The sequence below is a fragment of the Shinella lacus genome, assembly GCF_010994755.1.
Classification (GTDB): domain Bacteria; phylum Pseudomonadota; class Alphaproteobacteria; order Rhizobiales; family Rhizobiaceae; genus Shinella; species Shinella lacus.
In genome coordinates, this window is the sequence record NZ_WHSB02000002.1 from 385,925 (window position 1) to 398,156 (window position 12,232).

12 protein-coding genes are annotated in these 12,232 nt (G+C 65.8%); 6 read left to right on the forward strand and 6 right to left on the reverse strand.

The features are described from left to right. The first annotated feature begins 51 nt into the window (after nt 1-51). From tpiA to pyrG, 3 genes are all read left to right on the forward strand, one after another. Complete coding sequence (tpiA, locus tag GB927_RS06405; protein WP_256115835.1) at nt 52-822, forward strand: triose-phosphate isomerase; 771 nt, start codon at nt 52-54, stop codon at nt 820-822. 123 nt (nt 823-945) lie between these two features. After that, complete coding sequence (gene secG, locus GB927_RS06410; RefSeq protein WP_256115836.1) at nt 946-1,449, forward strand: preprotein translocase subunit SecG; 504 nt, start codon at nt 946-948, stop codon at nt 1,447-1,449. A 148-nt stretch (nt 1,450-1,597) separates the two neighbouring features. Then, nucleotides 1,598-3,226, forward strand: a complete 1,629-nt coding sequence (pyrG, locus tag GB927_RS06415) for a CTP synthase (protein WP_256115837.1) — start codon at nt 1,598-1,600, stop codon at nt 3,224-3,226. Nucleotides 3,227-3,277: 51 nt separating this feature from the next. On the opposite strand, the gene GB927_RS06420 is transcribed toward pyrG, so the two are convergent. Beyond that, entirely contained in the window at nt 3,278-4,171 is an 894-nt protein-coding gene (locus GB927_RS06420) for an AraC family transcriptional regulator (RefSeq protein WP_256115838.1), read from the reverse strand. 133 nt (nt 4,172-4,304) lie between these two features. Between GB927_RS06420 and GB927_RS06425 the strand changes: the two genes are divergently transcribed. Beyond that, nucleotides 4,305-5,060, forward strand: coding sequence for an SDR family NAD(P)-dependent oxidoreductase (locus tag GB927_RS06425; RefSeq protein WP_256115839.1), 756 nt, complete (start codon nt 4,305-4,307; stop codon nt 5,058-5,060). A gap of 63 nt (nt 5,061-5,123) precedes the next feature. On the opposite strand, the gene GB927_RS06430 is transcribed toward GB927_RS06425, so the two are convergent. After that, on the reverse strand, nt 5,124-6,347 hold the full coding sequence (locus tag GB927_RS06430; protein ID WP_256115840.1) for an MFS transporter: 1,224 nt from the start codon (nt 6,345-6,347) through the stop codon (nt 5,124-5,126). Between the two features lie 118 nt (nt 6,348-6,465). Between GB927_RS06430 and GB927_RS06435 the strand changes: the two genes are divergently transcribed. After that, nucleotides 6,466-7,056, forward strand: coding sequence for a TetR/AcrR family transcriptional regulator (locus GB927_RS06435; RefSeq protein ID WP_256115841.1), 591 nt, complete (start codon nt 6,466-6,468; stop codon nt 7,054-7,056). A 4-nt stretch (nt 7,057-7,060) separates the two neighbouring features. On the opposite strand, the gene GB927_RS06440 is transcribed toward GB927_RS06435, so the two are convergent. Both GB927_RS06440 and GB927_RS06445 read right to left on the reverse strand, forming a co-directional pair. Further along, nucleotides 7,061-8,206 carry a ceramide glucosyltransferase gene (locus tag GB927_RS06440; protein WP_256116181.1) on the reverse strand — a complete coding sequence of 382 codons (1,146 nt, stop codon included), beginning with the start codon at nt 8,204-8,206 and terminating at the stop codon, nt 7,061-7,063. A gap of 195 nt (nt 8,207-8,401) precedes the next feature. Further along, nucleotides 8,402-8,947 (reverse strand): cysteine hydrolase family protein, encoded by a 546-nt coding sequence (locus GB927_RS06445; protein ID WP_256115842.1) that lies wholly within the window; start codon nt 8,945-8,947, stop codon nt 8,402-8,404. Nucleotides 8,948-9,047: 100 nt separating this feature from the next. On the opposite strand from GB927_RS06445, the gene GB927_RS06450 reads away from it, so the two are divergent. Then, nucleotides 9,048-10,007, forward strand: a complete 960-nt coding sequence (locus tag GB927_RS06450; protein WP_256115843.1) for a GlxA family transcriptional regulator — start codon at nt 9,048-9,050, stop codon at nt 10,005-10,007. Nucleotides 10,008-10,010: 3 nt separating this feature from the next. On the opposite strand, the gene GB927_RS06455 is transcribed toward GB927_RS06450, so the two are convergent. Together GB927_RS06455 and GB927_RS06460 are read right to left on the reverse strand one after the other, a co-directional pair. After that, nucleotides 10,011-11,414: a bifunctional serine/threonine-protein kinase/universal stress protein gene (locus GB927_RS06455; protein ID WP_256115844.1), complete on the reverse strand. Its 1,404-nt coding sequence runs from the start codon at nt 11,412-11,414 to the stop codon at nt 10,011-10,013. Further along, nucleotides 11,415-12,155, reverse strand: a complete 741-nt coding sequence (locus GB927_RS06460) for a metallophosphoesterase family protein (RefSeq protein ID WP_256116182.1) — start codon at nt 12,153-12,155, stop codon at nt 11,415-11,417. Nucleotides 12,156-12,232 lie beyond the last annotated feature (77 nt).

Here is a 12,232-nt window from a genome sequence, read left to right on the forward strand (position 1 = left end):
CTTCGATTTGCTACGCCGCAAGCCAACAATCTTTAAGGACAGGGAGGCCTCATGACACCGGACGTAACCCCGCTCGTTGCCGGGAACTGGAAGATGAACGGCACGCGCGCGTCGCTCGACCAGATCAAGGCGATGGCCGAAGGCGTGAAGGGACCGCTTTCCGAAAAGGTCGAGGCGCTGATCTGCCCGCCGGCAACGCTGCTTTATGTGGCGACGGCGCTTTGCGACGACAGCCCGCTCCTGATCGGCGCGCAGGATTGCCATGAAAAGGCCTCCGGCGCGCATACGGGCGACGTTTCGGCGGAAATGATCGCCGATTGCTTCGGCAGCCACGTCATCGTCGGCCATTCCGAGCGCCGCACGGATCACAAGGAAAGCGACGCGCTGGTGCGCGCCAAGGCCGAGATCGCGCATCAGAACGACCTCGTCGCCATCGTCTGCATCGGCGAGACCGGCGACGAGCGCAAATCCGGCAAGACGCTGGACGTGCTGAAGACGCAGCTTGCCGGCTCCGTGCCGGATGGGGCGACGGCGGACAACACCGTGATCGCCTATGAACCCGTCTGGGCAATCGGCACGGGGCTGACGCCGACGGCGGCCGACGTGGAAGAGGCGCATGCCTTCATGCGCGCGGAACTGACGGCGCGTTTTGCCGGCGAGGGCGCCACGATGCGCATTCTCTATGGTGGCTCGGTGAAGCCGGGCAATGCCAGGGAACTGATGGGTGTGGCCAATGTCGACGGCGCGCTGATCGGCGGCGCGAGCTTGAAATCCGACGACTTCCTTGCCATCTACCGGGCATACGAAGAGCTCACGGCCTGAGACGCCAATGGCCTGCCCGCAAAAGGGCGGGCGGATTGGCCGGTAAGGGCTTGGAATGGTGCGCGGCTTGGTATATTGAGCCGCAAACCTGAAATTTGGGCCGTCTGGCCGGGATCCTGAAACATGCAGACCATCTTGCTCGTCATCTATCTCATGGTCGTCGTCGCGCTGATCGGCGTCGTGCTGATCCAGCGGTCGGAAGGCGGCGGCCTCGGCATCGGCGGCGGCTCCGGCTTCATGTCGGCCCGCGGCACGGCCAATGCCCTGACGCGCACCACTGCGATCCTGGCCGCACTGTTCTTCGTGCTGGCGCTCGGCATGGGCATCCTCGCCCGTTACGAGACGCAGCCGACCGACATTCTCGACCGTATTCCCGGCACGACCGGCACGGGCGGCGTTCTCGATGCGCTCGGCGGGGCCGAGCAGAACCAGGGCACGCAGAACAACAACCAGACGCCTGCGACGACCGGCACCGACACCGTTCCGACCGAAGGCGGCGCTGCGACCGGCACGGGTACGGGCACCGGCAACACGACGACCGGCACGGGCAACACGACGACGGGCACCGGCACGACCGGCGGCGCAACGGGTACGGAGCAGAACTCCGGCGTGCCGAGCGGCCAGTAAGCCGCAGGGGCTGAAAAACAAACCGGCCGGTTGGCGAAATCCAACCGGCCTTCTTCTTGTGTAAAACGACGATTGCGTCTTCCGAAATCACGCCCAAGGTGATTTTTCGGTGGCGGAATCGATTTTGAAAAGGTATCCGGTGACTCCCATGGCGCGATATGTATTCATCACAGGCGGCGTGGTTTCTTCCCTCGGAAAAGGCATTGCCGCCGCTGCACTCGGAGCTCTCCTTCAGGCCCGCGGTTACCGCGTGCGTCTCAGGAAGCTGGACCCCTATCTGAACGTCGATCCGGGCACCATGAGCCCGACGCAGCACGGCGAGGTGTTCGTCACCGACGACGGCGCGGAAACCGACCTCGACCTCGGCCATTACGAGCGCTTCACCGGCCGCTCGGCCACCAAGACCGACAATATTACCACCGGTCGCATCTACAAGAACATCATCGACAAGGAACGCCGCGGCGACTATCTCGGCGCGACGGTGCAGGTCATCCCGCACGTCACCAATGAGATCAAGAACTTCGTAACCGAAGGCAATGACGACTACGACTTCGTCATCTGCGAGATCGGCGGCACGGTGGGCGATATCGAGGCGATGCCCTTCATGGAAGCGATCCGCCAGCTCGGCAACGACCTGCCGCGCGGCACCGCCGTCTATGTCCACCTGACGCTGATGCCCTACATTCCGGCCGCAGGCGAACTGAAGACCAAGCCGACGCAGCACTCCGTCAAGGAGTTGCAGGCGATGGGCATCCATCCGGATATCCTGCTGGTGCGCGCCGACCGCGAAATCCCGGAAGCCGAGCGCAAGAAGCTTTCGCTGTTCTGCAACGTGCGTGCGACCGCCGTCATCCAGGCACTCGACGTCGCGTCGATCTACGACGTGCCGCTCGCCTACCACAAGGAAGGCCTGGACGACGAAGTGCTCGCCGCCTTCGGCATCGAGCCGGCGCCGAAGCCGCGGCTTGAAGCCTGGCAGACGGTTTCCGATCGCATCAAGACGCCGGAAGGCGAAGTGACGATCGCCATCGTCGGCAAATATACCGGCCTCAAGGATGCCTATAAGTCGCTGATCGAGGCGCTCTACCACGGCGGCATTGCGAACCACGTCAAGGTCAAGCTCGAATGGATCGAGTCGGAGGTCTTCGAGAAGGAAGACCCGGCGCCGTACCTTGAAAAGGTGCACGGCATCCTCGTTCCGGGTGGTTTCGGCGAGCGCGGTTCCGAGGGTAAGATCAATGCGGCGCGCTTTGCCCGCGAGCGCAAGGTGCCCTATTTCGGCATCTGCTTCGGCATGCAGATGGCGGTCGTGGAAGCGGCGCGCAATCTCGCCGGCATCGAGAAGGCATCCTCCACCGAATTCGGCAAGACCGCCGATCCGGTCGTCGGCCTGATGACGGAATGGGTGAAGGGCAACGAGCTGGAAAAGCGCTCGGCCTCCGGCGACCTCGGCGGCACGATGCGGCTTGGCGCCTATCGCGCCTCGCTGAAGGGCGGCACGAAGATCGCCGACATCTACGGCTCGACGGATATTTCCGAACGCCACCGCCACCGCTACGAAGTGAACGTCGACTACAAGGACCGGCTGGAAGGCTGCGGCCTGGTGTTCTCCGGCATGTCGCCGGACGGCGTTCTGCCGGAGACCGTCGAATATCCGGATCATCCTTGGTTCATCGGCGTGCAGTATCACCCGGAACTGAAGAGCCGCCCGCTCGATCCGCATCCGCTCTTCGCGAGCTTCGTGGAAGCGGCGCTGGAACAGAGCCGGCTCGTCTGACGCCGGAGATGAGAGAATGACAAAGCCCGGCCTTGTGCCGGGCTTTTTGCGTCAAGCCGATTCCAGCGTGAGGCTGCGGGCTGTCTGGGTTTCCTGCGCCGGCGGCAGGCCGAACATGCGGCGGTACTCGCGCGTGAACTGCGGCACGCTCTCATAACCGACGGCATAGGCGGCGGTGCTGGCATTGGCGCCTTGCGACAGCATCAGCCGCCGCGCCTCGATCAGCCGCAACTGCTTCTGGAATTGCAGGGGTGACAGCGAGGTGACTTTTCGGAAATGCTGGTGGAAGGAGGATGGGCTCATGCCGGCGATGGCGGCGAGCCTGTCGACCGGCAGCGGCTGGGCGAACTCCGCGCGCAGCAGCGCGACGGCGCGGGCGACGCGCTGCGCCTGTCCATCCGGATAGCCGAGCTGGCGGATGGCCGCGCCGTGACGGCCTTCGAGCAGCCAGTAATGCAGTTCGCGCACGAGCTGCGCATGCAACACCGGCACGGCGGCCGGACGATCGAGCAAGCGCATCAGGCGCAGTGCCGCGTCACTTACCTCGCTGTCCGTCGGTGCGGAGCGTATCGCCAGTCCGCCGGGCGCGGCGGTTGCCTGCATCTCCACGCAGAGTTCGGCGATGACCGCGGGGTTCAGGTCCAGCACGAGCGAGAGGTAGGGCGCGTCGGGGCTTGCCTGCAGGATCTGGCTGACGGTCGGCACGTCCGCGGTGATCAGCAGCGAATCCCCGGCGTGGAACGTGAAGCTGTTTGCGCCCATCGTCACATGCTTGCTGCCCTGGAGCACGAGGCAGACCAGCGGGCGGGCGATCATGTAGTCGAGGCCGGTAGGCTGCGTGGTGCGGATGGTGGTGAGGCCGGGCACGGGCGTGCGGGCGATGCCCGTGGCGTCGGCATTGGCCTCGACATAGCGGCGGACGGTGGCAAGGAGCGTCTCTGTCATGCCGGCATCCTAGCCGCGTCCGGCACTCGCGTAAATCGGTTTGGAGGATCAGGCAAGGATCGGCGAGCTTCCGGTAACGCCAGTGGCGGGGGCGCTTGGTATCAATCGGCCATTCCAACCGAAGGAGTTTCCCATGACAAAGATCGCTCTCGTCACCGGCGGCAGCCGCGGCCTCGGACGCAATACGGCCCTCAGCATCGCCCGCCGCGGCGGCGACGTCGTCATTACCTACAGGAGCCGCGAGGAGGATGCTCGCATCGTCGTCGCCGAAATCGAGGCGCTGGGCCGCAAGGCCGTTGCGCTGCGGCTCGATACCGGCGTGGTCGCCGGCTTCGCGGCTTTCGTCGAAGCGCTACGCACGGCACTTGCCGAGACTTGGCAGCGCGAGACCTTCGACCATCTCGTCAACAATGCCGGCCATGGCGACATGGCGGCGATTGCCGAGACGACCGAGGCGCAGTTCGACAGCCTGGTCGACGTGCATTTCAAGGGCGTGTTCTTCCTGACGCAGGCGCTGCTACCGCTGATTGCCGATGGCGGGCGCATCGTCAATCTTTCGACGGGCCTCACCCGCGTCTCCTATCCCGGTTTCTCGGCCTATGCCGCGGCCAAGGGCGCGGTGGAAATCCTCAGCGTCTATCTTGCAAAGGAGCTTGGCAGTCGCGGCATTGCGGTGAACACGGTCGCGCCCGGCGCCATCGAGACGGATTTCCTCGGTGGTGCGGTGCGCGACATGCCCGATCTCAACACGGTGTTTGCCGACATGACGGCGCTGGGCCGGGTCGGGGTGCCGGACGATATCGGCCCGATGATCGCGAGCCTGCTGTCGGACGACAATCGCTGGATCACCGGCCAGCGCATCGAGGTGTCGGGCGGCCAGGTGATCTGACGCCATCGTCAAAACGAAAAAGCCCGGCGCAGGCCGGGCTTTTTGTGTTCAGGGGGGCGAGGGTTACTCGGCGGCCTGCACCAGCGGGCAGACGCTGTCGTCGCAATCCTCTCCGGCGAGCGTGCGCTGGCCGAGGCTGATGGTCAGCAGGGCGCCGATGCCGGCGGCGACGGAGACCCAGAAGCCGTTCTGTGCGCCGAAATTGTCGACCGCCCAGCCGGCGACGAAGGCGCCCAAAGCCATGCCGATGCCGATGCCGGTGGTGACCCAGGTGACGCCTTCCGTCAGCATGGCGCCGGGCACGCGGCGTTCGACCAGGCCGAAGGCGGTGATGAAGGTCGGCGAGATGGCGATACCGCTCACGAAGACCGCGACGGCCAGCAGCGGCACCGAGCCGGCGAAGGGCAGCGGCAGGGCGGTGAGCGCCAGCACGGCGACGGCGATCAACAACTGCTTTTGCAGCGCCATCTTCGGGTTCAGCGCGCCGAGAACGAGGCCGACGACGAAGGAGCCGATGGCATAGACGCCGATAACGAGGCTTGCGGCATTCGGCTGGCCGAGTTCCTTGGTGATGGCGACCGCGCTTACCTCGGCGGTTGCGAAGGTGGAGCCGACGAAGATCAGCGCCAGCGTGATGATCTGCACCGGGCGCAGGCGGATCGCCGATTTCTGCGGCTTGCTGCCGGCGACGTATTGTATGCGCGGTTCCGTGCCGCGTTGCAGCAGGAAGAAGAAGCTGCCGACGGCGAGGAAGGCGGTGCTGATCAGCATGCCGGCTTCCGGAAACAGCGCGACGGCAAGGCCGACCGACAGAGAGGCGCCGGCGATATAGACCAGCTCGTCCGCCGCTGATTCGAAGGCGAAGGCGGTGTTGAGCTCGGGCCGATCGCGAAAAATCTCGCTCCAGCGGGCGCGAAGCATGGCCGGGATGCTCGGCATGGCGGCGGCGAGGAAGGCGCTGGCGAAGAGCGTCCAGACCGGCCAGCCCTGGTTGGTGCCGGCGATCAGCAGCAGGAAGGCGACGACCGAGACGATGGTTGCCGGGGTGAGCACCGCCGCCTGGCCGTAACGGTCGACAAGGCGGGAGACCTGCGGCGAGATGAGGGCGTTGGTCAGCGCGAAGGTGGCGGAGACGGCGCCGGCGAGCCAATATTCGCCGCGCGTCTGCGACAGCATGGCGACGATGCCGATCGGCGCCATGGCGATGGGAAGGCGCGCGAGGAAGCCGGCGGCGGAGAAGCCCACGGTTCCTGGGACGCTGAAAATCTCTTTATACGGGTTGGCCATGGCCTGCTCCTCGCAAATGAATGGTCAGCCACTTACATACGTGGCGTATGTCGAGGAGATAGTTGCATACGCAACGTATGTCAAATAAAATACGCGGCGTATGTAAAAAGGAGCTGCCATGCGCAAGCCGCGCGAGGAAATGATCGCCGAAACGAGAGCCAAGCTGATCGCCGCCGGGCGGTGTGCTTTTGGCACCGTCGGCTATGCGGAAGCGTCGATGGATGATTTCACCGCGGAGGCGGGGCTGACGCGCGGTGCGCTCTATCATCATTTCGGCGACAAGAAGGGCCTGCTCCAGGCGGTCATCCAGCAGATCGACGCGGAGATGACGGCGCGGCTGCACACGATTTCGGCCGGGGCGCCGAGCCGATGGGAGGGGTTCGTCGAGGAATGCGTCGCCTATATCGAGATGGCGCTGGAGCCGGAAATCCAGCGCATCATGTTCCGCGACGGGCCGGCGGTGCTCGGCGACGTCTCGCAATGGCCGACCAGCAATGGCTGCATTGCCGCGCTCAGCCACAGCATCGAGCAGTTGAAGGACGACGGCGTGATGGCCGATATCGATACGGAAACGGCCGCTCGCCTGATCAACGGGGCGAGCAGCCATGCGGCGCTGTGGATCGCCAAGTCCGAAACGCCGGAGGAGACGTCGAAGCGAGCGGTCCGCGGGTTCCGGACTTTGCTGGACGGGCTGCGGGTGAAGGCTTGACGGGTTACGAGCCCGCGGGCGCTTCCTTCAACTCACAGACGGTCGTGCCGATCGTCATGGTGTTGCCGCGCCAGTCGATATTGCCGCCGACCCAGCTGCGCAGCCACACAGCCGGCATCATGCAGTCGCGCACGATCATCGCCGGCACCGACCAGACGGAAAGCCGCCAGCCCTTGGCCATGGCAAGGGCGACCTCCGGCAGGTAGATGGCGGCCAGCACCAGGAGGGCGGCGGGCGCGAGCGTTGCGTCGCCGATCAATGCCGCGACCAGCGCCAGCAGCAGCGGCGGCAGGGCGCCCAGAAGAATTTCCGGGGTGAAGAAGCCAGGGAAGGTGACGCGGCGCAGGCGCGACCAGCGGCACTGGCGCGACCAGATCTCCTGCCCGGTGCGCCGACCCAGCGGCTGCTCGAAGGGCGAGGAGACGAGATGGACCTTCAGGCCGAGGCGGCTGACAAGCTTCGTCGAGGCTGCATCCTCGGCGATCTCGGCGTTCAGCGCATGGATGCCGCCATTCGCATCGAGCATCGGCTTGTACCAGAGCATGCTCTTGCCCTGCGCGAAGCCGAGGCCTATCGCTTCGCCGGCATATTGCCAGCGCGCCTGCTGGGTGTTGAGGAACATGCATTCCACCTCCGCCCAGAACCCATCCGGGCGCGAGCCGAGCGGCGTCGAGCAGACGAGGCCCGAATCGATCCGCCAGCCGCCCATCAGGTGCTGGATATAGTCCGGCGGCATCAGCACGTTCGAATCGGCCAGCACCACCCAGTCGTGGCGCGCCGCCTGCCAGCCCTTGACGCAATTGTTGAGCTTCGGATTGGCGCTGATGCGGTCGTCGCCGATCAGGATGCGGGCCGCGACATTGGGGTGTGCCGCCGCCGTCTTCTCGATTTCCGGGATGATCGGGTCGCCGGCATGCGCCACGCAGAACAGCAGTTCATAGTCCGGCCAGGTGAGGCGGAAGGCGCGGGCAAGCGTCTCGGCGGAAAAATTCTCGATGCCGCGCACGGGAACGACGATCGATACCGGCGGCTTTTCCTCGATTTCCGGCGGGGCGGCATCGACGGCCTTCAGCCGCCTGCCGGCGATGAGGATGCTTGCGGCATTGGTGGCGACGAGAGCGCCCGAGGCAAGGGCGAAGGCCTGAGCCATGTCCATTCACGCGTACTCCGAAGGGCGCCGGGCCATGCTGGCGGCAGCCGGGTTCATTCACGCGGGAAGAGACACCATTGTCACATGACACGGGAATGACGGGCCGCCCTGGAGCGGCCTGAAGCGTGCCGGTGGACGGGCGGCAGTCACCCCCGCCGAGCGCGGAGGTGACGGCTTTCGTCAGGTTTTTCAGGATTATGCGAGGAAGTCCGCGGTCGTCGTGACCTTGCCATAGCCGAATTCCAGCGCCGACATGATCGTGGCATGGACCTGGGCGGCCGGCACGACCGAATCACCAAAGGCCTTGTCGCGCGTGGCGCAGGCATCGTGCACGACGGTGAGGCCGTAGCCGAGATCGGCCGCCGCGCGCGCCGTCGCATCGATGCAGACGTCACTCATCGCGCCGACGACCACCACCTCCTCGATGCCGTCAGCCTGCAAGGCCTGCTGCAGCGTCGTCTCGCGAAACGAGTTTGGATAATTCTTGACGATGACAGTGTCGCCGTCCTGCGGCTTGATCGCCGGGATCGGGTTGATGCCATCCGTGCCGGGGGCGAAGAGCGGCGAATCGGCATCCTTGGCGACGTGGTGGACATGCACGATCCGGTCGCCCTTGCCGCGCGCCGCCTCGACTACGCGGGCCGCATTGGCGGTAGCGGCGTCGATGCCGGTCAGAGCGAAATTGCCGGTGGCGAGATAGTCCTTCTGGAGGTCGACGATGATGACGGCGCGTTTGCTCATGGGGTGTCCTTTCCCTGTTGCTTGATGTCATGGACATTGTGCCTCTGCCCTGCCATCTCTCGCCATTGGCGATACCGACATAATACAGGGTGAAAGTGACATGGCAGACGCGGCCGAGATCGGACTGGTGCTTTACCCCGGCGTACAGATGGCCGCCGTGCTCGGCATGACCGATCTCTTCAATTCGGCGACGGAACTGGCCGGCGAGAAGGGTCGGGCGGGGCCGACGCTGGTGGTCAGCCATTGGCGGCTGGAGGACGGTGCACCCGTGCGCATCGACGCCAGCGGCGCTATCGACAGGGCGTCGCGGCCCTGCGTGCTCGTGCTGCCGCCCGCACTTGGCGATCCGATCCGCCGGGAGGATGCCGCACCCTTCGCCGCCTGGCTGCGCGAATGCCACGCCGCCGGCATCCAGCTCGCCTCGATCTGCGCCGGCGCCTTCCTGCTCGGCGAGACCGGGCTTCTGACCGGCCGCACGATCACGACAAACTGGGTGATCGCGGAGACGTTCGAGATGCGGTTTCCGGATGTGCATGTCGATACGGATCGCCTCCTCAACGACGACGGCGATATTTTCACGGCGGGCGGCGTGATGGCCTGGGTCGATCTCGGGCTGAAGCTGATCGACCGCTTTCTCGGGCCGACGATCATGCTGGAGATCGCCCGGCAATTCGTCATCGACCCGCCGGGGCGCGAACAGCGCTACTACAGCACCTTCTCGCCGCGCCTGCTGCATGGCGATGCGGCAATCCTGAAGGTGCAGCACTGGTTGCAGGCGAGCGAGGCGAAGGAGATCGGCCTCGATGGGCTTGCGGCGCAAGCGGGGCTGGAGGCGCGCACGTTCCTGCGGCGTTTCCGCAAGGCGACGGGGTTGACGACGACCGATTATTGCCAGCGGCTGCGCGTGGCAAAGGCGCAGGAGATGCTGCAATTCACCACGCGCTCGGTCGAGAGCGTCGCCGTCGATGTCGGCTATGTCGATCCCGGCGCGTTCCGCAAGGTTTTCGCCCGCATCGTCGGGTTGACGCCGGGGGAATACCGCAAGCGCTTCCGCTCATGACGATCAGTCCGGCCGCGGCCGGTTGCGCACCACGGTGACGGTGCAGGGCGCATGCGCGGCCACCTCGCCGGAGACGCTGCCGAGCATGGAGCGCATGGCCGATTCGGCGCGCGCGCCCATCACGATGTGATCGACATAGTTTTCCCGGGCATAGGCGAGGATGGCATCGGCGGGCGAGACGGCTTCCAGCACATGGAATGTGATGCCGCCGCCGGGGGCGGGTAGGCCGGTCGACCAGTTGCGCAGTTCCACAAGCCGCAGCACATGTTTGTTGCGGCCGGCCTCGTCCAGCGAGGTGTCAATGGCGATGCGGTTGATTTTCAGCACGTTGAGGCAGGCGATACGGGCATCCGGCGTGTTCTCGATGATGCGCGTGACGGTTTTCCGCATGGCGTCGGCAAGCTCCGCCGTGCCGCCTGAAAGATCGATCGCCACGGCGACGATCGGCGCATTGGCAAGCTGCGCTTCGGCCGCCTGCGGCTTCACCGTCTCGATCGGCACGGGATTGAAGCGGCGGCGCAGCACCATGCCGAGTGGGTCGCGCTTCATCTTCTCCGCCCGCGCCGTCAGCTTGACGGAGGCGAGGTCCTGCAAATCGAGCGCGAGCTGGGCGGCACTCGGATAGCGCCAGGCCGGGTTCACCTCCAGGCATCGCAGGATGATTTCCTGGAGGGCGGGCGGTATCGCGGCGTTGCGGGCGCGCGGTGGCAGCGGATCGCGCCAGAGCCGGCGTTTCAGGCCTTTCAGCCGCTGCGGGTCGCCGAAGGGCCGCTCGCCGGTGGCGAAGAAATAGAGCATGACGCCGAGTGCAAAGAGGTCGCTTCGAAAGTCGCTGCGCGTGCCGAGCACCTGTTCGGGCGCCATGTAGGGCGCGGTGCCATAGGGCAGGCGGAACTGCTCGTCCATCAGGTCCGGCAGGTGGACGTGTCGGGCGAGGCCGTAGTCGATCAGCACGGCCTCGCCGCTCTCGCGGAACATCACGTTGGAGGGTTTCAGGTCGAGATGCACGACATGCTGGCGGTGCAGCGAATCGAGCGCGACGGCAATTTTCGCGCCGAGTGCCGCCACCTCCTCCGGCGGCAGGGGAAGCCGCTCCAGCAGGGGATAGAGCGAGGCGCCGGGCAGGCGCTCCATGACGATATAGGGCAGCGTGGCGAAATCGCCGTTGGCGACGAAGCGCGGCACATGCGGGCCGGAAAGGCGGGGCAGGATCATCTGCTCCATCTCGAAGCCGACGATGGCGGCAGGATCGTCGCCCTCGCCGATGACCGGCACCTTCATGAGGATCGGGAAATCGATATCCGGCCGGCTGACCTGCCAGATACGCGCCATGCCGCCATTGTGCGCTATGCCTTCGATGGCGAAGCCGTCGATCACGTCGCCGGGTTTCAGCCGCACATGGACCATCTAGCGCCCCTCGAAAAGGCGATCGGCGAGGGAGGCCGGCAGCCCGGCCGCGTTGATTTTTTGCGCTGCCTTTTCCACATCGTAGGCGGCGCGCAGGAAGCGCAGTTCGGCGCTTTGGGTATCGTAGAGCGCGAAGGCGGCGCAGGGATTGCCGTCGCGCGGCTGGCCGACCGCGCCCATGACGGCAAGCCAGCGGCGCTGCGGCAGAAGCGGCACCGGGGTGGCGGCGACGGGGCGGAAGTGCGTGACCTTGCCGCCCGGCGCGGTGCAATAGAGCGCCGGCTTGTGCACATGGCCGCAGAAGCTGACGCGCGCATCGCAGGCGCCGAGATGCTGGCCGGCATCGCTGGCGTCGAGCACATAGTTCCAGTCCGCCGGTGCGCTGGCATCGGCATGCAGGAAGAGGCAATCCTCCTCGCGTGCCTTCATGGGCAGGCCGGCCAGGAAGGCGCGGGTCTCGCTGCCGAGCTGCCGGCGCGTCCATTCGATTGCCATGGTCGCCGTCGCATTCATCGAGACGGCGGTGTTCCCGACGGCGTCGTCATGGTTGCCGCGCAGCACGATGGCGCCGCCTGCGGCCATCGCCATCGCTTGTTCCGCGCACCATTCGGGGTCCGCGCCGTATCCGACGATATCGCCGAGCAGCACGAAACGCTCGGCACCCGCCGCATTCGCTGCGGCGAGGGCGGCTTCGAAGGCTTCGCGGTTGGCGTGAATATCGGAGAGGATGGCGATGCGCATGGTGCCGACCATACCGTGCCTTGCCGCCCGCAGCCATTCGACGGAAGGGGAATATCGCGCCGGTCATCCTGCCGATC